Annotated in this window: 24 protein-coding genes; 14 read left to right on the top strand and 10 right to left on the bottom strand. The window is 71.5% G+C overall.

The window, feature by feature from the left end; translation table 11 throughout:
* Positions 1-57 precede the first annotated feature (57 nt).
* Complete coding sequence (locus tag AC1P0E_RS04430; protein ID WP_482740836.1) at positions 58-210, top strand: SCO1431 family membrane protein; 153 nt, start codon at positions 58-60, stop codon at positions 208-210.
* Here AC1P0E_RS04430 and AC1P0E_RS04425 read toward each other — a convergent pair.
* The 3 genes from AC1P0E_RS04425 to AC1P0E_RS04415 are packed head-to-tail and all read right to left on the bottom strand — an operon-like array spanning position 203 to position 2,552.
* Positions 203-1,078, bottom strand: a complete 876-nt coding sequence (locus AC1P0E_RS04425; protein ID WP_482740835.1) for a hypothetical protein — start codon at positions 1,076-1,078, stop codon at positions 203-205. The two genes, AC1P0E_RS04430 and AC1P0E_RS04425, sit on opposite strands and share 8 nt — an antisense overlap.
* The gene (locus tag AC1P0E_RS04420) at positions 1,075-2,013 is read right to left on the bottom strand and encodes a DUF6114 domain-containing protein (RefSeq protein WP_482740834.1); all 939 of its coding nucleotides are present in this window, start codon (positions 2,011-2,013) and stop codon (positions 1,075-1,077) included. The genes AC1P0E_RS04425 and AC1P0E_RS04420 overlap by 4 nt, the downstream gene beginning before the upstream one ends.
* Positions 2,004-2,552 carry a DUF6230 family protein gene (locus AC1P0E_RS04415; RefSeq protein WP_482745647.1) on the bottom strand — a complete coding sequence of 183 codons (549 nt, stop codon included), beginning with the start codon at positions 2,550-2,552 and terminating at the stop codon, positions 2,004-2,006. Before AC1P0E_RS04415 ends, AC1P0E_RS04420 begins: the two co-directional genes overlap by 10 nt.
* Before the next feature lie 210 nt (positions 2,553-2,762).
* Here AC1P0E_RS04415 and AC1P0E_RS04410 point away from each other — a divergent pair, with 210 nt between their 5' ends.
* The 4 genes from AC1P0E_RS04410 (at position 2,763) to AC1P0E_RS04395 (ending at position 7,405) form a co-directional block, all read left to right on the top strand.
* Positions 2,763-3,392, top strand: a complete 630-nt coding sequence (locus AC1P0E_RS04410) for a TetR/AcrR family transcriptional regulator (protein ID WP_482740833.1) — start codon at positions 2,763-2,765, stop codon at positions 3,390-3,392.
* 159 nt (positions 3,393-3,551) lie between these two features.
* Positions 3,552-4,724, top strand: a complete 1,173-nt coding sequence (locus tag AC1P0E_RS04405; protein ID WP_482740832.1) for an acyl-CoA dehydrogenase family protein — start codon at positions 3,552-3,554, stop codon at positions 4,722-4,724.
* A 386-nt stretch (positions 4,725-5,110) separates the two neighbouring features.
* Positions 5,111-6,274, top strand: a complete 1,164-nt coding sequence (locus AC1P0E_RS04400; protein WP_482740831.1) for an Rv3169 family protein — start codon at positions 5,111-5,113, stop codon at positions 6,272-6,274.
* A gap of 27 nt (positions 6,275-6,301) precedes the next feature.
* Complete coding sequence (locus AC1P0E_RS04395; protein ID WP_482740830.1) at positions 6,302-7,405, top strand: phosphotransferase family protein; 1,104 nt, start codon at positions 6,302-6,304, stop codon at positions 7,403-7,405.
* 16 nt (positions 7,406-7,421) lie between these two features.
* On the opposite strand, the gene AC1P0E_RS04390 is transcribed toward AC1P0E_RS04395, so the two are convergent.
* Positions 7,422-7,832 carry a hypothetical protein gene (locus AC1P0E_RS04390; RefSeq protein ID WP_482740829.1) on the bottom strand — a complete coding sequence of 137 codons (411 nt, stop codon included), beginning with the start codon at positions 7,830-7,832 and terminating at the stop codon, positions 7,422-7,424.
* A gap of 204 nt (positions 7,833-8,036) precedes the next feature.
* On the opposite strand from AC1P0E_RS04390, the gene AC1P0E_RS04385 reads away from it, so the two are divergent.
* The 4 genes from AC1P0E_RS04385 to fxsA all read left to right on the top strand — a co-directional run bounded on the left by AC1P0E_RS04385 (position 8,037) and on the right by fxsA (position 12,093).
* The gene (locus tag AC1P0E_RS04385; RefSeq protein ID WP_069929760.1) at positions 8,037-8,477 is read left to right on the top strand and encodes an Lrp/AsnC family transcriptional regulator; all 441 of its coding nucleotides are present in this window, start codon (positions 8,037-8,039) and stop codon (positions 8,475-8,477) included.
* A gap of 71 nt (positions 8,478-8,548) precedes the next feature.
* Positions 8,549-10,195: an amidohydrolase gene (locus tag AC1P0E_RS04380; RefSeq protein ID WP_482740828.1), complete on the top strand. Its 1,647-nt coding sequence runs from the start codon at positions 8,549-8,551 to the stop codon at positions 10,193-10,195.
* A gap of 510 nt (positions 10,196-10,705) precedes the next feature.
* Positions 10,706-11,473, top strand: a complete 768-nt coding sequence (locus AC1P0E_RS04375) for a polyprenol monophosphomannose synthase (protein WP_482740827.1) — start codon at positions 10,706-10,708, stop codon at positions 11,471-11,473.
* Positions 11,474-11,520: 47 nt separating this feature from the next.
* A complete protein-coding gene (fxsA, locus tag AC1P0E_RS04370) occupies positions 11,521-12,093 on the top strand; it encodes an FxsA family membrane protein (RefSeq protein WP_482740826.1) in 573 nt (190 codons plus the stop codon).
* A gap of 177 nt (positions 12,094-12,270) precedes the next feature.
* Here the strand turns inward: fxsA and AC1P0E_RS04365 are convergent, their stop codons facing one another.
* The 4 genes from AC1P0E_RS04365 to yczE all read right to left on the bottom strand — a co-directional run bounded on the left by AC1P0E_RS04365 (position 12,271) and on the right by yczE (position 15,809).
* On the bottom strand, positions 12,271-12,645 hold the full coding sequence (locus AC1P0E_RS04365; protein ID WP_014044757.1) for an RNA polymerase-binding protein RbpA: 375 nt from the start codon (positions 12,643-12,645) through the stop codon (positions 12,271-12,273).
* Positions 12,646-12,913: 268 nt separating this feature from the next.
* Positions 12,914-14,281: an MFS transporter gene (locus AC1P0E_RS04360; RefSeq protein ID WP_482745646.1), complete on the bottom strand. Its 1,368-nt coding sequence runs from the start codon at positions 14,279-14,281 to the stop codon at positions 12,914-12,916.
* A 74-nt stretch (positions 14,282-14,355) separates the two neighbouring features.
* The gene (locus tag AC1P0E_RS04355; RefSeq protein WP_482740825.1) at positions 14,356-15,120 is read right to left on the bottom strand and encodes a glycerophosphodiester phosphodiesterase family protein; all 765 of its coding nucleotides are present in this window, start codon (positions 15,118-15,120) and stop codon (positions 14,356-14,358) included.
* Positions 15,117-15,809 carry a membrane protein YczE gene (yczE, locus tag AC1P0E_RS04350; RefSeq protein WP_482740824.1) on the bottom strand — a complete coding sequence of 231 codons (693 nt, stop codon included), beginning with the start codon at positions 15,807-15,809 and terminating at the stop codon, positions 15,117-15,119. The genes AC1P0E_RS04355 and yczE overlap by 4 nt, the downstream gene beginning before the upstream one ends.
* Before the next feature lie 64 nt (positions 15,810-15,873).
* Between yczE and AC1P0E_RS04345 the strand changes: the two genes are divergently transcribed.
* On the top strand, positions 15,874-17,373 hold the full coding sequence (locus AC1P0E_RS04345) for an SCO1417 family PLP biosynthesis transcription factor (RefSeq protein ID WP_482740823.1): 1,500 nt from the start codon (positions 15,874-15,876) through the stop codon (positions 17,371-17,373).
* Between the two features lie 24 nt (positions 17,374-17,397).
* Here AC1P0E_RS04345 and AC1P0E_RS04340 read toward each other — a convergent pair whose 3' ends face one another.
* Together AC1P0E_RS04340 and AC1P0E_RS04335 are read right to left on the bottom strand one after the other, a co-directional pair.
* Positions 17,398-18,981: a hypothetical protein gene (locus AC1P0E_RS04340; protein ID WP_482740822.1), complete on the bottom strand. Its 1,584-nt coding sequence runs from the start codon at positions 18,979-18,981 to the stop codon at positions 17,398-17,400.
* 37 nt (positions 18,982-19,018) lie between these two features.
* Positions 19,019-19,213, bottom strand: a complete 195-nt coding sequence (locus tag AC1P0E_RS04335; protein ID WP_028814016.1) for a hypothetical protein — start codon at positions 19,211-19,213, stop codon at positions 19,019-19,021.
* Between the two features lie 272 nt (positions 19,214-19,485).
* Between AC1P0E_RS04335 and AC1P0E_RS04330 the strand changes: the two genes are divergently transcribed.
* From AC1P0E_RS04330 to AC1P0E_RS04315, 4 genes are all read left to right on the top strand, one after another.
* Positions 19,486-19,878 carry an ankyrin repeat domain-containing protein gene (locus AC1P0E_RS04330; protein ID WP_482740821.1) on the top strand — a complete coding sequence of 131 codons (393 nt, stop codon included), beginning with the start codon at positions 19,486-19,488 and terminating at the stop codon, positions 19,876-19,878.
* Positions 19,879-20,146: 268 nt separating this feature from the next.
* The gene (locus AC1P0E_RS04325; protein WP_482740820.1) at positions 20,147-21,565 is read left to right on the top strand and encodes a HEAT repeat domain-containing protein; all 1,419 of its coding nucleotides are present in this window, start codon (positions 20,147-20,149) and stop codon (positions 21,563-21,565) included.
* 137 nt (positions 21,566-21,702) lie between these two features.
* Entirely contained in the window at positions 21,703-22,866 is a 1,164-nt protein-coding gene (locus AC1P0E_RS04320; protein WP_482740819.1) for a glycosyltransferase family 4 protein, read from the top strand.
* Positions 22,863-24,032, top strand: coding sequence for a glycosyltransferase (locus AC1P0E_RS04315; RefSeq protein ID WP_482740818.1), 1,170 nt, complete (start codon positions 22,863-22,865; stop codon positions 24,030-24,032). Before AC1P0E_RS04320 ends, AC1P0E_RS04315 begins: the two co-directional genes overlap by 4 nt.
* Position 24,033: the final 1 nt, after the last annotated feature.

The raw sequence follows: 24,033 nt of genomic DNA, 5'->3' as shown, positions 1-24,033 counted from the left end.
GGGGGCGTGACGAACGTCATCTACCCCGGGGCCGTTCCCGCGGGCACTGTGGATCCCATGACTGCGACCACTGCCGACATCACCCGCGCCGGGACCAGGGCCGGCACCGGCGGCCCCAAGGAGGACGGCCCCAAGATCCTGGAGCACCTCCTGGGCTGGACCCTCGTCGTGGTCCTGGCCATGTTCGTCACCCAGGCCGGCCTCATGTGACGAGTTCCGCGTCCGCCCTCCAGTGCCTCCGCGGGACGCCCACCAGCCCGTACAGCAGCCGCACCGGACTGCGCCGGGGCAGCAGCACCGCCCCGGCCAGGCCCGCGAAGAGCCCGAGTCCCAGGGGCCACCCCAGCAGGTGTACGAGCACACTCGCCGCCAGCGCACCGGCGAACGGCAGCCCGTACACCCCGGCCGCCGCGACGGCGACGGCCGCCACCCGTGGCACCTTGCGGTCCTCGTCCGCGCCCGGCAGCCGCCAGCCCTCGATCAGCCAGCCGATCTCGGCCGCGAGCATGGTCCCGATGACGGCCGCTCCGAGGATCAGCAGCGCGAGGAACGTCCCCGAGGTGATGAAGTCGAGGACGTTGTTGACGACGCTGTCGCGCGGCCATTCGGCGTACGCGTGGGCGCTGGTGGTCAGCAGCCGCCGGTAGCCGTTGCCGTCCCAGCCGTGGATCAGCGTGCCGAAGAGCAGGAAGTAGCCGCCCACGGTCTGCAGGTACGCCCAGTAGCCCGCCCCCACCAGCACGAACACCCGCGCCGCGAGGAAGCCGAGCAGGGTGGCGACGATGATCCCGGCGGCGTAGAAGAGGACGAAACCGGCCCACAGGCCGCCGTGCCCGCGCGCCACGTGCATGGTCGCCCAGGACGGGTTCTGCCACATCACGAAGAGTCCGGCCGGCACCATCAGGACCGCCGCGAAGAGCAGGGTGAGCGCGAGATAGGGATGGGCCGCGCGGCTGCGCGTCCGTACGCCCTCACCCTGCACCGACCGCTCCCACCACTGGAGCTGGCGTCCGGCCGACAGGGCGAAGGTCGCGCCGATCGCGTACGACCAGAAGAGGGCCGCCTGGATCTGGATCACGACGCCTCCAGGGTCAGTCCGTCCGTGACGATCAAGTCCGAGGTCACCAGAGCCTGTTCGGCGCTGACATCGGTCATGAAGACGAACGGCGGCACCACGGGCGGCACCGGCAGACCGTCCGGGGTGAAGGTGAGGCAGAGAATGCCCTCCAGGCAGCCGCTGAACTTGGTGAGGTAGAGCGTCACGTTGCCGCTCAGGTCCAGGGTGTCCGCCCCCAGTGCGAGTTCGTCGCGGCCGTCGCGGGTCTTGAGGCGGTAGTCGGTGAGGGAGGCGGACCGCATCTTCAGCACCATCGCCTTCACGGGCCCGTCGGCGGTCGGCACCTCCCGGACCCCCGCGATCAGGAACCCGTGCGGCGCGAAGAGCGTCGTGGTCACGGTCGGCGGCGTACGCGCGGCGTGGACCGCCCCGGGCGCCGGTGCCTTCTCGGCAGGCCCCTGCCCGAGTGCCGCCAGCAGCACGACCGGCAGAGCGTACGCGAGCGTACGCGGCCCCTGCCCGTCCCGCAGCGGCGGCACCTCCTCCTCTTCCCGTACGGGCGTCCAGCCGAACCCCATCGCGCTGCCCGCGATCCCGAGCCCCATCCCGACGACGAAGCCGCCGAGATTGGTCGCGGCGAAGGACAGGACGGACAGCAGCAGCGCGTTGATGCTCACGTAGTGACGGGTGTGCGGAAGGAACCACAGGAACAGGCCCGCCGCGATCAGCGCGAGCCCGATGCCGATCGCGGCCAGCCCGCCGAGGCCGAGGCTCACCAGTACCGTCAGCGGCGACAGCGGCACCAGCAGCAGCTCGATGCCGCCGAGCATCAGCAGCAGCCCGCCCCAGAAGGGGCGGGTCCGCCGCCAGGCCCGGAGCCTGCGCCGCTTGTCCGGATACGGCAGCCGCTCCTCCAGCCACCCCTTGGCCGGACGGCGGGCCCGGGTCAGAAGCACTTCTTGCCGTCCAGGCTCACGTCGATGCTGAGCCCCTTCAGCCGGAAGTTCCCGCCGGTCGCGGACCAGGCGTGCGACTTCACGCCCGCGACCTCGATGTCCCCGGCCTGGAGACCGAACTTGCCGACCTCGCCCTTGACCCCGGGCACCTGGTCCAGGGTCGACGCGTCCCGGCCGATCTGTGCCGTGCCGAAGCGGGCGTCACCGACGAGATCCTCGGCGTCGATGACCAGACTGGTGGCGGTCACTTCACCCGCCTTGCCTCCCGCCGTCAGCTTGAAGACGACCTTCCCGACGGGGGTGCCGATCTCGGCGGCCTGGCAGATGTCGCTCAGGCGGGCGTCGCCGATGCCGAGCAGCGCGACGGGATGCCCCTTGCCGTCCGCCGACCGGTCCGTCTGTACGTAACTGGACAGTCCCTGGCTCGTCAGCTTCCCCGACGCCACCTGGAAGCTCGTCCCCGATACGGCGAACGACGCGGCCAGCGCTCCCTGGCCCATCATCGACGCCATCACTCCGACCGCGAGGACCGCCGGCATCGCGACGACCGCCGTCTTCTTCCATGCCGTTCTGCCCTCGGCGGGCGGCGGCTGCTGTTGCTTGGCTGCGCTCACTGGTTCCTCCCGTACGTCGCTGCGGTGCGCAGGGGAAGTGCGTGGCCGATCACCTACAGGACGACGCGGAAAGGGAGTTCGCGCAGGTCTGCCATACTGCGGACATCCTGTGGCAGTTGGAGACTAGGGCCGGTATTGAATATTAGTCAACAGCGCGGTTCCACCGAGCGATCGCAGGTGCGCCGCGCCGAACTCATCGCGACCGGGCGGAAGTTGTTCGCCGACACGTCGTACGACGCCCTGTCGATGGATGACATCGCCCGGCACGCGGGCGTCGCCAAGGGCTTGATCTACTACTACTTCAAGAGCAAACGCGGCTACTACCTCGCCATCGTCGAGGAGTCGGTCGCCGAACTCGTCGCGCGGGCGGGCAGCGAGCGGGATCTTCCGACCGCCGAGCGCGTCCAGCGCACCATCGACGGCTATCTGCGCTACGCCCAGCACCACCAGGCGGCGTACCGCACGATCGTCACCGGCGGCGTCGGCTTCGACACCGAGGTGCAGGCCATCCGGGACGCGGTGCGCGAGGAGCTGATCGCCACCATCGCGGAGGGGGCGTACGGCCGCCGCGACATCCCGCTGACCGCCCGATTGGCCCTCATCGGCTGGATGACCGGCGTCGAAGGGATCACGCTGGACTGGCTCGGTCATCAGGAGCTCGGCCGCGACGCCGTACGCGAGCTGCTCACCAGGCTGCTGCGCGCCACGCTCCGTACGATCGAGGAACTGGAACCGAGCTGCCCGGCGCCGTCCACCACCCCGTGACGGAAGTCCTTCCATCGGGCATACTCAACGCGCCACAGCCGCTGGCCAGCGACTTCCGTGATCCGGAGGGGTGCCGGCGGCCAGGCAGTGAGACCGGCGGCGCCGCCACACCCTGCGCGCGCGACCGTCGCAGCGCCCGACAGGGAGGAGAGCGCCCCCATGCCCGACCGCGCCCCGCAGCCGGTGGAACGTCAGCTGCCCACCGAGGAGTCCCGTGATCTGCTCGCGCTCGTGCGCGACATGATCCAGCGAGAGATCGTCCCCCGGGCCGCAGCCGAGGAGGACGCCGGGCACTTCCCGCGCGAGATCTTCGCGCTGCTCTCCGAATCCGGACTGCTCGGTCTGCCGTACGACGCCGAGCACGGCGGCGGAGACCAGCCGTACGAGGTCTATCTCCAGGTACTCGAAGAGCTCGCCGCCGCCCGTCTCACGGTCGGCCTCGGCGTCAGCGTCCACAGCCTCGCCTGCCACGCCCTCGCCGGCTACGGCACCAAGGAGCAGCAGGCCACGCATTTGCCCGCCATGCTCGGCGGCGGCCTGCTCGGTGCCTACTGCCTCTCGGAGCCCTCCTCCGGATCCGACGCGGCCTCGCTGCGCACCAAGGCCGTGCGCGACGGCGAGGACTGGGTCGTCACCGGCACGAAGGCCTGGATCACCCACGGCGGGATCGCCGACTTCTACACCGTCCTCGCCCGTACGGGCGGCGAGGGCGCCCGGGGCATCACGGCCTTCCTGGTGCCCGGCGACGCCGAGGGGCTGAGCGCCGCGGCGCCCGAGAAGAAGATGGGCATGAAGGGCTCGCCCACCGCCCAGCTCAACTTCGACGGCGTACGGGTCCCGGACTCTCGCCGCATCGGCGAGGAGGGGCAGGGCTTCGCGATAGCGCTGTCCGCGCTCGACTCGGGGCGGCTCGGCATTGCCGCCTGCGCGGTCGGGGTCGCCCAGGCGGCGCTGGACGAGGCCGTCTCGTACGCCACCGGAAGGCAGCAGTTCGGCCGGCCGATCGCCGACTTCCAGGGCCTGCGCTTCATGCTCGCCGACATGGCCACCCAGATCGAGGCGGGCCGGTCGCTGTACCTGGCCGCGGCGCGCCTGCGGGACGCGGGACGGCCGTTCTCGCGGCAGGCGGCGATGGCGAAGCTGTTCTGCACGGACGCGGCCATGCGCGTGACGACCGACGCCGTCCAGGTCCTCGGCGGCTACGGCTACACGCTGGACTTCCCCGTCGAGCGCTTCATGCGCGAGGCGAAGGTGCTCCAGATCGTCGAGGGTACGAACCAGATTCAGCGCATGGTCATCGCCCGCCGTCTCGTGGGTCCCGAGAGCCGCTGAGCCGCCCGTCGGGCCACGTCGGGGACGCCACGAGCCGGGCCCACTCCGGGTCGCGGCGTCCCGGCAGGGTGCGGCCATGGCTGTGCCACTGGCGCAGGAGCGCGCGGTAGAGGGGCGGGTCCGAGGGATGCGGAACCGATTCTGCGGGCATGGAGGGCGGGGGAACGAGACGCCGGCGTCCGTCACCGACCTGTGTGTACGTCAGGGTCATATCGGGCCAACTGCCACAAGGCTGCCGGGGTTATCGCCGGACTCATTCGGGAGTCCGTTCGCGCGGTGAACCGTACCGCCCCGGGCCCTGACGCGCGTATGGCCCTGAGCGCGGTTTCTGACGTACCGTCAAATCTGCCGCCGGGGCCGCACCTCCGGTCGGCTCTGTACGTCGTATGCCGCATCCCGCTACGTCCGCGCCCAGGAGGACCGCCGTGGCCGAGGACCGCCCCGTACCGCTCGACGAATACCCCGTCCACCAGGTCCCGCTGTCGATGAAGCACGTCGCCACGGGCGACCGCAACGCCTACGACCGCTGCATCTTCCACCTCGTCGACCACACCGGCCGCGCCCTGCTCATCGCCGGTCTCGGGGTCTACCCGAACACCGGTGTGATCGACGCCTACGCGACCCTGCGCATCGGAGACCGTCTGCACGCCGTGCGCGCCTCCGACGCCCTCACCGACGACCGTATGAACCTCGCCGTCGGCCCCCTGCGGATCACCGTCGACGAGCCGCTGCGCCGCTTCACCCTCCACTGCGACGCCGATCCCGCCGACCCGGACTCCCTCTCGTACGACGTCACCTGGGTGGCGGACTTCCCCGCCGTCTGGGAGCCGCACCACGTCCAGCGGCGCGGCGACCGCCTGATGCTCGAAGGCCGCCGCTTCGTCCAGGCGGGTGGATGTACGGGGGTGATCCGCGCCGGGGGAGAGGAGATACAGCTGTCCGCGGGGGAGTGGACCGGCACCCGCGACCGGAGCTGGGGCGTACGGCCGATCCCGGGCGAGGACGGCGGCCGGGCCGCCGAGGAGCACCGCCCCGAGGGCTTCCACTGGCTCTGGATACCGGCGCGCTTCGACGACCGCTTCCTGATGGTGATCGCCCAGGAGGACGCCGACGGCCACCGGACCCTGAACGAGGCGCTGCTCGTGCGCGAGGGCGAGCGCGACCTCCAGCTCGGCTGGCCGCACGCCGACATCACGTACCGCCCGGGCACCCGCCACCCCGAGCGCGCCGTCGTCCACCTCGCGGGCCCCGACCGCAAGCCGCTGGAGCTCGGCGTGGAGATCCTGAACTCCTCGCCGCTGGCCGTCGGCGCCGGCTACCCGCCCGCGACGGACTGGCAGCACGGCAGCTGGCAGGGGCGCGGCTGGACGGACCGGCGTACGTACGACCTCTCCGATCCCGCCGCGCACCCCATGGCGGCGTACGGCGTCACCGACCACGCCGCCCGTTTCACGCTCGACGGGCGGACCGGTTATGGCGTCTTCGAGCACGGCACGTTCGGCCGCCACGACCCGAGCGGCTTCACCGGCTACGACTCCGTCGCCCCCTGAGAGTCGCCCTCCCGACAGGAGTTCGGCATGGCAACCGCACCCCGCCCGCGCACCACCACCCGCGATCCGGAGGAACTCGGCCGCCGCCTGGCCGCGTGGCTCGACACCCGGCTGCCCGGCGCGCGCGTCGGCGGCGTCAACGCGCCCGCCTCCAACGGCATGTCGAGCGAGACGCTCCTCTTCGATCTCGACCACCCGGCCGCCCCGGTGTCCGCCTGCGCCCTTCGACTGGCCGCCGACCCGGCCGCGTACAGCGTCTTCCCCGTCTACGACATGGCCCGCCAGCACCGCGTCATGAGCCTCGTCGCCGCGCACACCGACGTCCCCGTGCCGCGCGTCCTGTGGCTGGAGGAGGACGCCCGGCCGCTCGGCGCGCCCTTCTTCGTCATGGAGCGGGCGGAGGGCCGCGTCCCGCCCGACGTCATGCCCTATACGTACGAGGGGAATTGGCTGCACGCCGCCTCGGACGCCGAACGCGCGCGCCTCCAGGACGCGACGCTGACCGTCCTCGCGCGGCTGCACGACCAGTTCCCGTCGAAGGAGGCGGAGTTCCTGATGGCGCCGGGCACGGGCAGCCCCCTGCGGCGCCATGTGGCGGCTCAACGGGCGTACTACGACTGGGTCGTGGACGGCGTCGCCCGCTCACCGCTCATCGAGACCGCATTCGACTGGCTGGAGGCGCACTGGCCCGACGACACCGGGCCCGCCGTACTGAGCTGGGGCGACGCCCGTATCGGCAACATCATTTACGACGGCTTCGAGCCCGCCGCCGTACTCGACTGGGAGATGGCGTCCTACGGCCCGCGCGAACTCGACCTGGCCTGGACGGTCTACCTGCACCGCTTCTTCCAGGACCTGACGGTGGGCTTCGGCCAGAGCGGCCTGCCGGACTTCCTGCGGCGCGAGGACATCGAGCGCCGGTACGCCGAACTCACCGGCCACACACCGCGGGACATGGAGTTCCACACGCTGTACGCCGCCCTGCGGCACGCCGTCGTAATGCTGCGCATCGCCTACCGGCAGGTGCACTTCGGCGAGGTCCGGGTCCCGGAGGACCCGGACGCGATGATCCTGCACCGGGCGTCACTGGAGGCGATGGTGCACGGGACGTACTGGGACGCGGCGTCCTGAGTCCGCCCGGCGCGCCCTAGGCGGCGCGCCGCATCGACCCCTTGAGCAGCGGACGCGAGCCGGGACCGCCCACGTGCGAGAACGGCTGCGTCCGCCAGTCGAGCCCCTGAGGGAGCGTCAACAGCAGGGCCGTTTCCTGCTCCTGGACCTCCAGGGTCTCGTCGGCGGGCTTGGCGTCCGCCGCCGGGCGTCCGGTGCCCGCGCACGCCGTGAGGCCGAACGGGTTCCACGGAGTGGGGCACTTCGCGTGCTCGGGCAGGACGTTCTCGTCCGCCAGGAGTGCGATGGGCTGGGCGCAGTCCGGGCAGATCACCCGGAACATCTCAAAAGTGTCGTACGCGTCGAAATCATCGAGATCGTCGTCGTCGACGGATGCGGGTTCAACAGGATCCGGTTCGGTACGTCCGGCGCGCTTCAGGCTCTGCATGGAGACACTCCCCCTCGGGTGGGCCGACAAGGCGCTGCGGCCTCGACCACAGCAAGCACTTCCCGTCGCGCACGCGCGGTAATCGCGCCTGCCCGACGGACACGGCCATAAGCCTGTGGCATTCGTCACATGCCCGGCGCAGATGCCCCTCCGGAGCGGCCCCGGCTGTGCCTGAGGCCCTCCGGGGCAATAGGTTGACCGGCTATGGAGGAGCTGGATCGTCAGATCGTGGATTTGCTCGTCAAGGACGGGCGGATGAGTTACACCGACCTGGGCAAGGCCACGGGCCTGTCCACCTCGGCCGTGCACCAGCGTGTGCGCAGGCTGGAGCAGCGGGGTGTCATCCGCGGCTATGCCGCGGTGGTCGACCCCGAGGCCGTCGGGCTGCCGCTCACCGCGTTCATCTCGGTGAAACCGTTCGACCCCAGCGCCCCGGACGACATCTCGGAACGGCTCTCGGGCGTTCCCGAGATCGAGGCGTGCCACAGCGTGGCGGGCGACGAGAACTACATCCTCAAGGTGCGCGTCGCGACCCCGCTCGAACTGGAGCACCTGCTGACCCGGATCCGTTCCCTGGCCGGTGTGTCGACGCGTACGACGGTGGTTCTTTCGACGCCGTACGAAGCCCGCCCGCCGCAGGTCTGACCTCACCGGTGGGACCGCCCGCTCCGCCCCCGCGCACGGCACGTCCCGCGCGAGGGGCGAGACTGTTCCCCATGACCGAGCACAACGTCCCCACCCCCCAGGCCGAACACCGCACCGTGCTGCTGCGCGGCGGCGAGGTCCACAGCCCCGCCGACCCCTTCGCCACCGCGATGGTCGTCGAGCGCGGACAGGTGGCCTGGGTGGGCTCCGAAGGGGCGGCCGACGCCTTCGCGTCCGGGGTCGACGAGGTGATCGACCTCGAAGGCGCTCTGGTCACGCCCGCGTTCACGGACGCACATGTGCACACCACCTCCACCGGACTCGCGCTCACCGGCCTCGATCTGTCCGGCGCGCGCAGCCTCACCGCCGCGCTGGAGCTCGTACGGGCGCACGCCGCCGCGGCACCGGCCGGGCAGATCCTGCTCGGGCACGGCTGGGACGCCACGCGCTGGCCGGAGCAGCGGCCCCCGTCCCGCGCCGAACTCGACGAGGCGGCCGGCGGCCGGCCGCTGTACCTGCCCCGGATCGACGTCCACTCGGCCGTCGTCACCACCGCCCTCCTCGACCTGGTCCCCGGCGTCACCGCCCTCGCGGGCTACCACCCGGACGCCCCGCTCACCTCCGCCGCCCACCACGCCGTACGGGGCGCGGCGCACAGCGCCATCACCCCCCGGCAGCGCGCCGAGGCGCAGCGCGCGACGCTCGCCCACGCGGCCTCGCTCGGCATCGGCACGGTCCATGAGTGCGCGGGGCCGGACATCTCCGACGAGGAGGACTTCACCGGGCTGCTGAAGCTGGCGGCCGGAGAGCCCGGCCCGCGCGTCTTCGGCTACTGGGCCGAGCAGGTCGCAGGTGCGAAGGACGCCGAACGTGTGCGCGAACTCGGCGCGGTCGGCGCGGCGGGCGATCTCTTCGTCGACGGCTCCCTCGGCTCCCACACCGCCTGCCTGCACGGCCCGTACGCCGACGCGTCCCACACCGGGGCCGCGTACCTCGACACGGCGGCCGTCGCCGCTCATGTCGCCGCCTGCGCCGAGGCCGGACTCCAGGCCGGTTTCCACGCCATCGGCGACGCCGCCGTCACCTCGGTCGTCGACGGCGTGCGCGCGGCCGCCGAGCGCGTCGGCCTCGCCCGGATCCGCGCCGCCCGCCACCGCGTCGAGCACGCCGAGATGCTGACCCCCGCCACCATCGCCGCCTTCGCCGAGTTCGGCCTGACCGCTTCTGTGCAGCCCGCCTTCGATGCCGCCTGGGGCGGCGAGGAGGGGATGTACGCGCGGCGCCTGGGCGCCGAGCGGGCCCGTACGCTCAACCCGTACGCCGCCCTGCTGCGCGCAGGTGTGCCGCTGGCCTTCGGCTCCGACAGCCCCGTCACCCCGCTCGACCCCTGGGGCACCGTGCGTGCGGCGGCCTTCCACCGCACGCCCGAGCAGCGCATCTCCGTACGCGCCGCCTTCACCGCCCACACGCGCGGCGGCTGGCGCGCCGTCGGCCGCGACGACGCGGGCACGCTGGTCCCCGGGGCGCCCGCCGACTACGCGGTCTGGCGCGCCGACGAGCTGGTGGTGCAGGCGCCCGACGACCGGGTCGCCCGCTGGTCGACCGATCCGCGCTCGGGGACGCCCGGGCTGCCGGACCTCACGCCCGGCGCCGAACTCCCCGTCTGCCTGCGGACCGTCGTTTTCGGACAAACTGTTTACGTGAGGCCGAACGAGTGATGTGGCCGGGCCGCGTACCGCCGATCGGTGTTCCGGCGTGGCCTCGTGTCACCTGCGTACCTTCCGCACTGACCTGGTGATTTGAGTAAACACCCCAGGTCGAACGACTATTGACAGAAAGCGGCCACCGGCGGGTAGGTTCGGCGAGTCCACCGCAGGACGTCCGACCGGCAAACCTCCACGCAGTCGTCGAACGCCGCTGGGTCATGGGGTGGTGTGCCGCACAGGCGCACCAGCACTCGGAGCCAGGTTCAGCGCCCGCGCCTCGGGGGCGAGGGAAGGTTTCAGCCGAGCGGCAGGTGGGACCCGGGTGGGGCCCGGACGTTCAGTAGACAACGGCTCTCGGCCGACCCGCAGCCGGCGGGCCCGGGGCCGGCCCGAAGGACACCGGGCCCCGACCCGCAGATACGACTTGTGGCTTCCTCCGGTCCTCCCGGACGGCATCCGTGCAGGCCGACCGACCACGCTCGCTAGGGTGGGGCAACTGTGTACGGACATTAAGGGGAAGCAGTGAACGACGGCGGTCAGAGGCGTTACGGCCCGCTCGGCAGAGCCTTGGTGATCATCCCGACCTTCAACGAGGCCGAGAACATCAAGCCGATCGTCTCCCGGGTGCGTGCCGCGGTGCCCGACGCGCACGTCCTGGTCGCCGACGACAACAGCCCCGACGGCACCGGTAAGTTCGCCGACGAGCTCGCGGCCGTGGACGACCAGGTCCACGTCCTGCACCGCAAGGGCAAGGAAGGGCTCGGCGCGGCCTATCTCGCGGGCTTCCGCTGGGGCATCGAGCACGACTACGGCGTACTGGTCGAAATGGACGCGGACGGCTCGCACCAGCCCGAGGAGCTTCCGCGCCTGCTGACCGCGCTCAAGGGCGCGGATCTCGTTCTCGGCTCGCGCTGGGTGCCCGGCGGGCGCGTCGTCAACTGGCCCAAGCACCGCGAGGTGCTCTCCCGCGGCGGCAGTACGTACTCGCGGGTGCTTCTCGGCGTACCGATCCGCGACGTCACGGGCGGCTTCCGGGCCTTTCGCGCGCAGACGCTGGAAGGCCTCGGTCTCGAAGACGTCGCCTCCCAGGGCTATTGCTTCCAGGTCGACCTCGCCCGTCGCGCCGTCGAGGCCGGCTACAACGTCGTCGAAGTGCCGATCACCTTCGTCGAGCGGGAGCTGGGCGACAGCAAGATGAGCCGCGACATCGTCGTCGAGGCGCTGTGGCGCGTGACGGCCTGGGGCGTCGGCTCCCGGGCGAACAAGCTGCTGGGGCGCAAGCCCTCCTGATCTCGTCTTTACGCCGCCCACGCGCCCGTACAGGCACACTGGGGGGCATGACGACCGGCTCACCGCCCCCGACAGTTCCCAAGCGCTCACGCGCGCGCACCTTCGTACCGCTCGGCATCGCTGTCTGGCTCGTGCTCGAGGTGTGGCTCCTGACTCTGGTGGCCGGCGCCGCCGGCGGCTTCACGGTCTTCCTGCTGCTGGTCGCGGGCGCCGTGCTCGGCGCCGTGGTCACCAAGCGGGCAGGCCGGCGTGCGTTCAGGAACCTCACCGAGACGCTCCAGCGGCAGCAGGCGGGCGAGACGCCGGCCCAGCGGCAGGGAAGCAGCGGCAACGGCTTCCTGATGCTCGGCGGTCTGCTGCTGATGCTGCCCGGGATGATCTCGGACGCGGCGGGGCTGCTGCTCCTCGTGCCGCCTGTGCGGTCGTTCCTCGGAAGGTACGCCGAGCGTTCCCTGGAACGCAGGATGAGCGCGGCCGGCGCCGGCAGCCTGGGCGACGCCTTCCAGCAGGCTCGCATTCACCGCCCGGACGGCAAGGTCGTACAGGGTGAGGTCATCAGGGACGACGCCCCGTCCGGGCCTCGGCGCGACGACGGCCCGCGGCCCCCGCTCGCCCCCTGAACCCGTTCAGTCCTCATGGCGCGACTGGCACGACCGGCACGACTGGCATGACCGGCACGACTGGCATGACAAGAGCCGCGGGGGTGTGACACAGACTCGCTGTGTCACACCCCCGCGGCTCTTGCCGTGGTGCTGACTGCTGTTGTGCTGACTGCCGTCAGGCGCAACGCCGGGGCGTTACGCGGACTTGCGGCTGTCCCGCGGATGCACCGCAATGTTCATGGCGCCGGATCGCAGTACCGCAAGCCTTTCGGCCAGGACCTCTTCGAGCTCCTCGCGGGTGCGCCTTTCCATGAGCATGTCCCAGTGCGTACGCGCGGGCTTGCCCTTCTTCTCCTCAGGCCCGTCGCCGTCTACCAGGAGTGCCGTGGCGCCGCACGCCTTGCACTCCCACTCCGGCGGAATTTCGGCCTCTACCGAGAACGGCATCTCAAATCGATGTCCGTTCGGGCATGCGTACTCCACCGCCTGGCGCGGGGCCAGATCGATGCCGCGGTCGGTCTCGTAGCTTGTAACCACGAGTCGCGTGCCGCGGAGAGCTCGCTCACTCATGAATCGTGCCTCCCGGGCTTGTCGCCCACAGGACAGGTGTCGCTGTCGTCGTCATCCGGTCAACGTCCGGTCGGCGGTAAAGATTCCCGTTGCGGGTCATGCGTCGCCCGTCGTGCCGCTGCTTTTCCCAAAAACTTGGGTACCCACCAGTGCCCGGTTTGTCACTTCTGGCAGCAGATGTCACCCAGCGTTGTCGATTTCCGAGCGCGCAGTAACGGTCCGCCTGGCAGGCCAAAGGCGTACACTACCGGCCTTTCACTTCAGGTGTCTAAATTCGCTCCGGCACGGGGTTTCCCGCCGCCTCCACAGCCCGCCGTACGGGCACCCGTGCGAGCAGCACGAATCCCAGCGCGAAGAAGGCCACGAGCGAGATGATCGCATCCCGGTAACTCCCGGTCAGCTGGTACGTGAGGCCGAAAACCAGCGGTCCCAGCCAGCTCATGCCCCGGTCGCTCATCTCGTAGACCGAGAAGTACTCCGCCTCCTTGCCTTGCGGCACCAGATGGGAGAAGAGGGAGCGGGACAGGGCCTGGCTGCCGCCGAGGACCAGGCCGATGGCCGAGGCCAGGGCGTAGAACCAGACCGGCTCCCCGGCCGGCAGGAAGTAGCCCGCGCCGATGGTCAGGGTCCAGGCGGCGAGCGAGCCGAGGACGGTGCGCTTGGCGCCGAACCGCTGGGCCAGCCGGCCCATGCCGAGCGCCCCGGCCACCGCGAGCACCTGCACCAGCAGGATGGCCGTGATGAGGGTCGTCTGGTCGAGTCCCAGCTCCTCGGAGCCGTAGATGGACGCCTGGGAGATCACCGTCTGGACGCCGTCGTTGTAGACCAGATAGGCCAGCAGGAAGGACAGCGTCAGCGGGTGGCGGCGCATGTCTTTCACGGTGGCCACCAGTTGACGCCACCCCGCACCGACCCTGCCCGCCGCCTCCCCGCCGCGCGCCGCCACCCTCCGGTCGCGCAGCCGGCGCAGCGGCACGAGCGTGAAGGCGCCCCACCACAGGCCGGCCGACGCCAGACAGATGCGTACGGCCGTGGACTCCGAGATCCCGAAGCTCTGGTGACCGGAGTAGAGGATGAGGTTGAGTACGAGCACCAGGGCGCCGGACGTGTAGCCGAACGCCCAGCCGCGCGAGGAGACCTTGTCGCGCTCGTGCGGCTCCGCGATCTGGGGCAGGTACGCGTTGTAGAGCACCATCGCGACGGACTGGGCGGCGTTGGCGACGATCAGCAGGAACACGCCCAGCAGATAGCGGTCCCCGTCCAGGAAGAACATGCCTGCCGTGGCGGCCGCTCCGACGTACGCGGCGGCGGCCAGCAGTGGCTTCTTGCGGCCCGTACGGTCGGCGACCGCGCCCACCAGAGGCATCACCAGGACCGCCACCACGACGGACACGGAGACGGCGTACGCGAAGACCGAGCCCGCCCGTACGGGGATGCCCAGCGGATGGACGAAGCCGTCCGCGTCCGCCGCGGCCTTCGCGACCGTCGTCAGATACGGGCCCAGGAAGACGGTGAGCACACTCGTCGAGTAGACGGAGCACGCGAAGTCGTAGAAGTACCAGCCGTGTTGTTCGCGCCTGCGGCCGGCCGGCCCGTCGGGACCGTCCGCCTCCTCGGCGCCGTCCGTACGGTCCACGGTGCCAGCGCTCACCGGGTGCCCCCCTTGCTCGTCCCCGTACCGTCGCGGGTCACGGGGCGGGCGTTGTGGGCTCAGGCCCAGGCACCCCGCTCGGTCAGCACCGTGCGCAACGTCTCGATGTGATCCGTCATGATGCCATCCACGCCGAGATCGAGAAGGGCTGCCATCCGCCCGGGATCGTTGACCGTCCACACGTGGACCTGCAGGCCGAGCGCGTGCGCGGTGCGTACGAAGCGGTGATCGACGACCCTGATGCCGCTCTGCGCCTCGGGAACCTGTGCACACACGGCGCTGCGGCGCACCGCGGCGGGCAGGGAGCGCGCCCGCATCCACAGTCCCAGGACGCCCGCCGTACCGAAGGAAGTGGCGAGGCGGGGGCCCGCGAGGCGCTGCGCCCTGGCGACGCGGTTCTCGTTGAACGACCCGACGCACACCCGGTCCCACGCGCCGGTCCTGCGTATCAGGTCGACCAGCGGTGCGAGAGCGGGCTCGGCCTTGATGTCGACGTTCCAGCGCGCGTCGGGAAATTCTTCGAGCAGCTCCTCGAAGAGGGGAAGCGGCTCTTTCCCCGCCACCCGTGCACGGCGGACGACGTTCCAGGGAAGCGCCGAAATCCTGCCCTGCCCGTCCGTCGCCCGGTCCAGGGTCGCGTCGTGGAACGCGACGAGGCGGCCGTCCGCCGTGGCGTGCACATCGGTCTCGAAGTAGCGGTACCCGGCCTCGTCGGCGCGCCGGAACGCCGCCGCGGTGTTCTCCAGGCCGTCCGCGGCCCCGCCGCGATGGGCGAAGGCGAGCGGCGCGGGGTGGTCCAGATAGGGATGGCGTACGAGGTTCACCGGGGGATTATCGCCCGTTCCCGTGTATGGCCGGTGACGGCCGTGCTGCTGCTTTCCGGCGCGGGGACGGCGAAGGCGCGCAGGAAGAACTGGGCGAGCGGTCCGATCGCGAGGGCGTAGACGACGGTGCCCGCGCCGAGTGAGCCGCCCAGGGCGAAGCCGGTGGCGACGACCGCCACTTCGATCGCGGTGCGTACGAGCCGGATGGAGCGCCCGGTGACGCGGTGCAGCCCGGTCATCAGTCCGTCGCGCGGACCGGGCCCGAACCGGGCGGCGATGTAAAGGCCGGTCGCCATGCCGTTGAGCACGATGCCTACGAGCATCAGCGGGATCTGGCCTGCCAGAGCGTGCACGTCGGGTACGAGGGCGAGCGTGCCGTCCATCGCGACGCCGATCACCACGACATTGGAGACCGTGCCGAGCCCCGGGCGCTGCCTGATCGGGATCCAGAGCAGTAGGACGGCGGCGCCGACGATGATCGAGACCACGCCGATCGTCAGCCCCGTCTTCTCGGCGAGGCCCTGGTGCAGTACTCCCCAGGGTTCGAGGCCGAGGCCCGCCCGCACCAGCACCGCCGAGCTCACTCCGTACAGCGCGAGACCGGCGTACAGCTGCAGCAGCCGACGAGTGAGTTCCCTGGACAAGTGATGCTCCTGGATAGAGACAGTGGCGGAAGTGGACCGCCGCATGCCACTCTGTGGCTTGGCACGAGATGCCATCCATGGCCAATTCGAGTTAGGTGGACTGCAAATCATGGTGCAGTGGACTTCGGCGGTTGGTGCGGCCCAGCTTGCCAGGCAGCTCAATGCCCAGCAGACCCGCCCGCAGGGCCCCGGTACGCGCAAGCCGCCGGCCTACCGCGCCCTCGCCGACGGCATAAGGCTGCTGGTCCTCGAAGGGCGTGTGCCGGTCGCCGCGCGGCTGCCCGCCGAGCGCGAGCTGGCGGTGGCCCTGGCCGTCAGCCGTACCACCGTGGCGGCGGCGTACGAGGCGCTGCGCGCCGAGGGCTTCCTGGAGTCGCGCAGGGGGGCCGGCAGCTGGACCGCCGTGCCCGCCGGCAAGCCGCTGCCCGCGCGGGGCCTCGAGCCCCTCCCGCCCGAGTCCCTCGGCTCCGTGATCGATCTGGGCTGCGCCTCGCTGCCGGCGCCCGAGCCGTGGCTTACCCGCGCCGTACAGGGCGCGCTGGAGGAGCTGCCGCCGTACGCGCACACCCACGGCGACTACCCGGCGGGCCTGCCCGCCCTGCGGCAGATGCTCGCGGACCGGTACACCGAGCGTGGCATCCCGACCATGCCCGAGCAGATCATGGTCACCACGGGCGCCATGGGCGCGATGGACGCCATCTGCCATCTCTTCGCGGGCCGGGGCGAACGCATCGCCGTCGAGTCGCCGTCGTACGCCAACATCCTTCAGCTGATGCGCGAGGCGGGTGTCCGGCTGGTGCCCGTCGCGATGGCCGAAGGGCTGACGGGCTGGGATCTGCCGCGCTGGCGGCAGGTGCTGCGCGACTCCGCGCCGCGACTCGCGTACGTCGTCGCGGACTTCCACAATCCGACCGGCGCCCTGGCCGACGAGGACCAGCGGCGCGCGCTCGTCGACGCGGCGCGCTCGGCCGGGACGGTGCTCGTCGTGGACGAGACCATGACGGAGCTGTTCCTGGACGCCGATGTCGACATGCCGCGGCCGGTCTGCGCCTTCGACCCGTCGGGCAGCACGGTTTTGACCGTGGGGTCCGCCAGCAAGGCGTTCTGGGCGGGCATGCGCATCGGCTGGGTGCGGGCGGCGCCGGATGTGATCCGCAGTCTGGTGGCGGCCCGCGCCTACGCGGACCTCGGTACGCCCGTTCTCGAGCAGCTCGCCGTCACATGGCTGATGAGTACGGGGGGCTGGGAAGAGGCCCTGGAGATCCGTCGTACGCAGGCGCGCGAGAACCGCGACGCGCTCGTGACCGCGGTGCGCAGGGAGCTGCCCGACTGGGAATTCGACGTCCCGCGCGGGGGACTGACGCTCTGGGTGCGTACCGGAGGGCTGTCGGGTTCGCGGATCGCCGAGATGGGTGAGCGCGTCGGCGTACGGGTCCCTTCGGGGCCGCGCTTCGGGGTCGACGGGGCCTTCGAGGGGTACGTCCGGCTGCCGTTCACCGTCGGCGGCCCCGTGGCGGACGAGGCGGCGGTGCGGCTGGCCGCTGCCGCCGGGCTCGTGGAGAGTGGCGCGAGCTCCGGCTCCGAAGTCCCGCGTACGTTCGTCGCCTGACGGGACTTCCGAGCTCTCCGTGGATCAGCTCTCGGCAGGCACCGGCTCCGGTTCCTGCGCCGGGGGCTGGATCCGGGCCTGCGCGGGCGGCTGCGTCTCCGCGGGGAGAACGCGCTCGGGAAGCAGCTCGACGACGGCCTGCCGGTGCGCCTCGCTCGTCGCGTCGTCGTACGGATCGGGCGTCGCCGGAACCTGGAGCCGCATCACCGGGCCTGTACCGAGCCGTGCGTAACCGCGCCCGGGCGGGGTGTCGCGGGTGGGTGTCGTGTGCGGTGGCTCTCCGAGGACCGATTCGACGTTCCCGGGAACGGCCGGACCGAGCACCACGCGCGCGCGCGTGTGGGACCGCACGGTCTCGCTGAGGGCGTCCATGGCGTCGAACTGCTCAGCCACCACCACCGTCACATTCGCCGCCCTGCCGTGCCGCAGGGGCACCTGGAGCAGCTGCTGGGGATCGGCGCGCCCTTCGGCGGCCGCCAGGTGACCGAACACGCTCGGGCGGTCCAGCAGGATCCACAGCGGGCGTCTGGTGTCTTCCGGTGTGGGGTGCCCCGCCTGGCGGGCGCGGTTCGCGGCGATCAGCCGCCGCTCGGTCTCGTGCGCCGCCCATTCCAGGCTTGCGAGCGCTCCCGGGAGGCTGCATTCGACGGCCAGTACGCCGCCGCGTCCGGTGAGGCACGCGTACTCGCCGGTTCCGCTGCCCTCGACGATCACCACGTCGCCGTGCTGGAGCGCCTGAAGGGCGATCGAGCGCAGCAGGCTGCTCGTACCGCTTCCCGGCTGCCCCACGGCGAGCAGATGCGGCTCCGTGGAGCGTGTCCCGGTCCGCCAGATCACCGGAGGAGCGTCGTACGTCCTGGCGCCCTCCGTGACCGGAACGGTCCGCTGGACCGCGTCGGCGTCGGTGAAGCCCAGCACGGTCTCGCCGGGGGCCGTGACGAAGCGCTGGGCGGCGATCGAGGTGGGCAGCGGGGGCAGCACGGTCATGACGAGCTTGTTGCCCTCTTCGTCCCAGTCGAAGCGGTACTCGCGCCCGCGGCCCGACTTGGCGTGCAGCAACTGCTCGACGCGGGCCCGGGACGAGGCCTCGCCGTCGGTGAAGTACGCCGGGTATCGGACAAGGAGACGGACGAGCCGGCCGTCGTCGAAGTCGTACTCGGGAAACGCCTTGTCCCACTCACCGCCGTGGGCGAACAGCGGGCTGGGGTCACCGTCCACCGAGAAGTACGGCACCAGAGCCTCGTAGAGGGCCCGGAGCCGCTCCGTCTCGGCCTCGCCCGGGCCGGTCTGCGCCGGGGTGCGCTCCCGCCCCTTCCAGGCGGCCGCGGCCATCACCGTGATCAGGGCGAGCAGCGGCCCGTACGGGATGAGCGCGACCACCAGGACGACGGCCGCCACCAGGAACAGCGCGGAACCACGCCGTTCCTTGGGCGTATCGGTCCACTTGCGCCGGCCGGCGGCGGCCAGCTTCCGCAGACCGCGCGTGAGCGTGATGAGCGGATGGAGAACGTCGGTGGCGCTGTCGGCTGCGGTGCGCGCGATCTCGCGGCTGCGGGTGATCGAGGCACTGCCGCTGCTCAGAATGCGGGGGAGTGGAAGCCGGGCCACTTCGGTCTCCTGGGGGTGTTGAAGCGGTTGTGGCAGGTCAGAACTTGATCCCGCCCAGAAGGCCGGCGAGGCTCGCGCCTCCGGCCTTGATGCTCGGTGCGATCGCTGTGCCCGCGAGATAGAAGCCGAACAGTGCGCAGACGAGGGCGTGCGACGCCTTGAGGCCGTCTTTCCGGAAGAAGAGGAAGACGATGATGCCGAGCAGCACGACGCCTGAGATGGACAGGATCATGAGGTTCTCCTGGTTGAGGGGACAGTCACCATGAGTTCTTCCAGGCTCACAGCATGTATCTATACGGCAAAAGGTGCAAATGGGTTACTTTTCATCTTTTTCACTGGAGTGGCGGATGGTGTCGGCCACGGGTCCGGTTCGCCCTGATCTTTGCCGCCGCCGGGCCGCGTCATGTCGGCGAGCGGGCGCTACCCTGTCGATTCACTCGTACGGCGCTGGTGCCGTACGTACAGGTCACAGCAGTGAAACGGCAGTGAAAGGTGGACCGTCCGATGAACGAAACCCCGGATCCCGAGGTGGTCGAACTGGCCGGCAAGGTCTTCGACCTGGCGCGTCAGGGAGAGACCGAGGCGCTCGCCGCGTACGTCGACGCAGGCGTGCCCGCGAACCTCACCAACGACCGGGGCGACACCCTCGTGATGCTCGCCGCCTATCACGGCCACGCGGCCGCTGTGGAGGCCCTGTTGAGCCGTGGCGCCGACCCGGACCGGGTCAACGACCGGGGTCAGACGCCGCTCGCCGGCGCCGTCTTCAAGGGGGAGGAAGCGGTGGTCCGCGCACTGGTCGCGGGCGGCGCCGATCCGGCTGCCGGAACGCCGTCCGCGATGGACACCGCGCGCATGTTCGACAAGAAGGACCTGCTGGAGCTCTTCGGGGCCCAGTGACCGGGGCGCCGTAAATGTGGTCGCGTCGGTGAAATGGCTGGGTCATCATGACGTCGGATTCACATGCACGCGGTACGGGCAGAAGTTGCCGGATCACGGGGAATGTGAGCGGGCCCGCTCCGGGCCCACCGACGAGAGGCAGAGGAAGATGGTCTACACCGAGCAAGAGATGACGGCGGACGCCGGCCGGACATGTTGTCGCGCGGCCTAGACAGGCACGTATCCGCGTATCCCGGTTGCGTCGACAGCTTGATGTGAGGCTTTTTCCATGTTCGATCCAGTCATAGCGCCGAGCGGCACCTTGCTCGGCCTCCTGCAGAGGGGCCGCGGCGACGGCACGCTGCACGCGCTCGCCGCGCCCCGCCCCGAAGCGCTCGCGGCTCTGAACCACTGCGTTCTCGACGACCCCCGCCACGACTGGCAGGTCGAGAACCGCTCGCTGTACTACGCGCGCCTTTATCTGGATCTCGACGGCGGGCTCGAAGCGATCGAGCAGCACCTCTTCGACGCGGAGGACCTCGTCGACGACGACGAGGGCAGGACCGGCCTCGCGCTCGCCGTGCTGGGCCACCTCGCCTCGTACGGCAGGGACGACGCTCTCGTACTGCTGCGGCGGTACGCCAGGACCGGCGCCAACTGGGCGTGGGCTCTCGACGAGCTCGCCCTGCGCGACGACGACGCCGGCCTGCGCGGCCTCGCCGCGCCCGTCCTCGCCCGGTTCCCCGGCACACCCGAGGGCGAGGCCGAGCTGGCAGCCGCCGTACGGGACGCCTTCGAGCCGCGGCCCTGGCGGCTGTGGTCCGAGGACCTGAGAGAAAGCGTCGGCGCACGGGTGCGGGCGGCGCGGGAACAGGGGTCGTTCGACCGCTGGCAGCGGCAGATGAGGCCGACGGGGCCACGCCCCGGCTGGAGCGTCCAGGCCGTGTTCGACTGGGCCCAGCAGGGCCTGGACCGAGGTACGCCGCTGCACGTCCCGGCCGCCAGGTGTCTGAGCGCCGTCGCCGGACCCGCGGACCGCGCCGCGATCGTCGAGGCGGCACGCGACGGCCAGGACGGTGCGCGCTGCACCGCGCTGCACTACCTCGCCGAATCACGGGACGCCGTCGTGCTCGACCTCATCGAGGCGGCGGCACAGAGTCCCTCCCGTACCGTCGCGGACGCCGCGGTCGCCTCCTTCGAGCGGATGTGCGGCGCCGAGGCGGTCGACCGGGCGCGCGGCTGGGTACACCGTCCGGATGCACTCGGGGCCTCCGCGGCCGGCGTGCTCGCCTGCCGGGGCGGCGCCGAGGACGCCCCGCTCGTGCTGGGCGCGCTGCGCGAGACCGTACGGGCCGACGGGCCCGACGCACCGCTCCTGTGGACCCTGGTCGACGGGGCCGGGCGGCTCGGCATCTGCGCCGCGGCGCCCGTACTGCGCCACGTCTACCGGGAGACGGCCTCCTCGCACCTGCGCGGCCGTGCGGCGCGCGCGCTGGCCGCGACCGACCCCTCGTTCGCCACCGGCTTCGCTGTCGAGTGCCTGTGGGACTGCGAGGAAACCACCAGGGAAGTGGCCGCACTGCACGCCGAGACCGGCGACGCGCGCGTGGCGGAAAGACTGCGGCGACTCGCCGCCGACCCGGCCGAGGAGGCCGAGGTCCAGACCGCCGTACGGAGCAGGATCGGGCCCGACGCGCCCGCCGTCTGAGCGGGCGTGGCGGCGTGGTGGCGGGCGCGAGGGCGGCGTGACGCGCACGGGGGCCAAACGCTCATAGGACGTTCCTCGCCCGGAAAGATCCAAGTCGGCCGGGACACTCATGGCCCGACGACAACACGGATATGCGTATGCGTGTCGTCATCGTCACCGAGTCCTTTCCGCCCGACGTCAACGGTGTTGCCCATTGCGCCCTGCAGACCGCCCGGCACCTTGCCGCCCGTGGTCATGACCCGCTCGTCATCGCCCCGGCCGCGGCGGGGGCGGCGGCCGATCCCGGCTCCGGGGCCTCGTCCGGCTCCTGGAGCGGCTCCGACAACGGATTGCCGTACCCCGTGGTGCGCGTGCCCTCGCTGCCGCTGCCCGGCTATCCGCAGGTGCGGGTGGCACTGCCCAGCCGGAGGGTGGCCGCCGCTCTCATCGCCCACCGGGCCGACATCGTTCACCTGGCGAGCCCCTTCGTACTCGGAGTGCGCGGCATGGCGGCCGCCGCTCGGCTGGGCATCCCAGCCCTTGCCGTCTACCAGACCGACCTCGCGGGCTATGCCCGTACGTACATGGGAGCCGGGGAAGGCACCGCCTGGCGGCGCATACGGGCCGTACACAGTGCGGCGGACCGCACCCTCGCGCCCTCCACGGCGGCTCTGCGCGACCTGGAGGAGCACGGAGTGCCGCGGGTCCGCCTATGGGCACGCGGGGTCGACACGGCGCGTTTCAGGCCCTCCATGCGTGACGAGGAGCTGAGGCGCGCTCTCGCGCCGGGCAGCGAACTGCTCGTCGGGTACGTCGGACGGCTGGCGCCCGAGAAGCAGGTGGAGCTGCTCTCGGGTGTGTGCGGGCTGCCGGGCATACGGCTGGTGGTCGTCGGGGACGGTCCGAGCGAGCCCTCGCTGCGGGCCGCACTGCCCGGCGCCGTCTTCATGGGACGCAGGACGGGCGACGAACTCGCCCGGATCTTCGCCTCCCTGGATGTGTTCGCGCACACCGGACCGTACGAGACCTTCTGCCAGACCGTTCAGGAGGCCATGGCGAGCGGCGTTCCCGTGATCGCTCCGGCGGCGGGCGGGCCACTGGATCTCGTCCGTCACGGGAAGACCGGGCTGCTCGTCGAACCACGTGACGCGGCGGCCGTACGGACGGCCGTTTCGGCGCTCGTCGACGACGCGGGTTTGCGCGCCGCCTATGGACGGGCGGGACGAGAGGCCGTCGAGAGCAGGACCTGGGCCGTCGTCGGTGATCAGCTGCTCGGCCATTACGCGGACGTACTGCGCGACCGGACGGCGGTGGCGGCATGAGAGGGCGCGGGAACGGTGGGGCGCTGCGGATCGTACGGCTGGCCAACTTCGTCACCCCGTCGTCGGGCGGGCTGCGCACCGCCCTGCGGGAACTGGGCCGCGGATACCTGGCTGCCGGGCACGAGCCGGTGCTCGTCGTCCCGGGCGAGCGCGAGAGCGACGAACTCACCGCACAGGGGCGTGTGATCACCCTGCCGGGCGCGGTGCTTCCCGGGACCGGCGGCTACCGGATCCTCGCCGGCCGCCGAAAACTGCGCGGGCTCCTGGAGACGCTCGCACCGGACCGGCTGGAAGTCTCCGACCGTACGTCGCTGCGCTGGACGGGGGAGTGGGCGCGGCGCAACAGGGTGCCTTCGGTGATGGTGTCGCACGAGACGGCGGACGGCGTGCTGCGCACCTGGGGGCTGCCGGAGACGGTCGCCGGACGCACGGCGGACCGGCTGAACCTGCGCAGTGCGTGGGCGTACTCGCGGATCGTGTGCACGACCGAGTGGGCGGAGCGCGAGTTCGTACGCATCGGCGCGCGCAATGTGGTGCGCGCTCCCCTGGGCGTCGATCTGCGCGCGTGCCGGCCGGGGCACCGCAGTACGGTGCTGCGCGCCCGGCACGTACACGGGAACGACGTACTGCTCCTGCTGTGCTCGCGTCTGTCGGTCGAGAAGCACCCGGGAACGGCCCTTGACGCCCTTGCGGCGCTTCGCGGGAACGGCGTAAGAGCGGCACTGGTGGTCGCCGGGGACGGGCCGTTGCGGGACAGGCTGGTGCGCAGGGCGCGTACGGAGCGGCTGCCCGCCGTGTTCCTGGGCCACGTGGCGGACCGAGGCGAACTGGCGGACCTGCAGGCGTCGGCGGACTTCTGCCTGGCACCCGGACCCGCCGAAACGTTCGGACTGTCCGCACTGGAGGCGCTGGCCTGCGGCACTCCGGTCGTCGCCAGTGCGTCCTCCGCGCTGCCGGAGGTGATCGGGGACGCGGGTCTGGCGGCGGCCGATTCCGGCGAGGCCTTCGCCGGCGCCGTACGACAACTGCTCGCCCGCCCCGAAGCCGCGCGCCGCGCGGCGGCGAGGGCTCGTGCGGAACTCTTCGGGTGGCCTGCGGCGGTGGACGCATTCCTGGCGGCGCACGATGCGAGTTCCCGGGTGCGGTGCGCGCAGGTGCCGGCATGAC

It is taken from the genome of Streptomyces sp. TRD_SC_5 (genome assembly GCF_056836825.1).
The sequence above is the reverse complement of the archived record's forward strand: the minus strand, read 5'-3'. Positions and strand labels throughout refer to the sequence as shown.

Excerpts from the sequence above, each read along its gene's own strand:
- AC1P0E_RS04430 (WP_482740836.1), top strand. The coding sequence starts at position 58 with ATGACTGCGACCACTGCCGACATCACCCGCGCCGGGACCAGGGCCGGC.
- AC1P0E_RS04415 (WP_482745647.1), bottom strand. The coding sequence starts at position 2,552 with ATGCCGGCGGTCCTCGCGGTCGGAGTGATGGCGTCGATGATGGGCCAG.
- AC1P0E_RS04405 (WP_482740832.1), top strand. The coding sequence starts at position 3,552 with ATGCCCGACCGCGCCCCGCAGCCGGTGGAACGTCAGCTGCCCACCGAG.
- AC1P0E_RS04400 (WP_482740831.1), top strand. The coding sequence starts at position 5,111 with ATGCCGCATCCCGCTACGTCCGCGCCCAGGAGGACCGCCGTGGCCGAG.
- AC1P0E_RS04395 (WP_482740830.1), top strand. The coding sequence starts at position 6,302 with ATGGCAACCGCACCCCGCCCGCGCACCACCACCCGCGATCCGGAGGAA.
- AC1P0E_RS04390 (WP_482740829.1), bottom strand. The coding sequence starts at position 7,832 with ATGCAGAGCCTGAAGCGCGCCGGACGTACCGAACCGGATCCTGTTGAA.
- AC1P0E_RS04385 (WP_069929760.1), top strand. The coding sequence starts at position 8,037 with ATGGAGGAGCTGGATCGTCAGATCGTGGATTTGCTCGTCAAGGACGGG.
- AC1P0E_RS04380 (WP_482740828.1), top strand. The coding sequence starts at position 8,549 with ATGACCGAGCACAACGTCCCCACCCCCCAGGCCGAACACCGCACCGTG.
- fxsA (WP_482740826.1), top strand. The coding sequence starts at position 11,521 with ATGACGACCGGCTCACCGCCCCCGACAGTTCCCAAGCGCTCACGCGCG.
- AC1P0E_RS04365 (WP_014044757.1), bottom strand. The coding sequence starts at position 12,645 with ATGAGTGAGCGAGCTCTCCGCGGCACGCGACTCGTGGTTACAAGCTAC.
- yczE (WP_482740824.1), bottom strand. The coding sequence starts at position 15,809 with ATGCGGCGGTCCACTTCCGCCACTGTCTCTATCCAGGAGCATCACTTG.
- AC1P0E_RS04345 (WP_482740823.1), top strand. The coding sequence starts at position 15,874 with ATGGTGCAGTGGACTTCGGCGGTTGGTGCGGCCCAGCTTGCCAGGCAG.
- AC1P0E_RS04335 (WP_028814016.1), bottom strand. The coding sequence starts at position 19,213 with ATGATCCTGTCCATCTCAGGCGTCGTGCTGCTCGGCATCATCGTCTTC.
- AC1P0E_RS04330 (WP_482740821.1), top strand. The coding sequence starts at position 19,486 with ATGAACGAAACCCCGGATCCCGAGGTGGTCGAACTGGCCGGCAAGGTC.
- AC1P0E_RS04325 (WP_482740820.1), top strand. The coding sequence starts at position 20,147 with ATGTTCGATCCAGTCATAGCGCCGAGCGGCACCTTGCTCGGCCTCCTG.
- AC1P0E_RS04320 (WP_482740819.1), top strand. The coding sequence starts at position 21,703 with ATGCGTGTCGTCATCGTCACCGAGTCCTTTCCGCCCGACGTCAACGGT.
- AC1P0E_RS04315 (WP_482740818.1), top strand. The coding sequence starts at position 22,863 with ATGAGAGGGCGCGGGAACGGTGGGGCGCTGCGGATCGTACGGCTGGCC.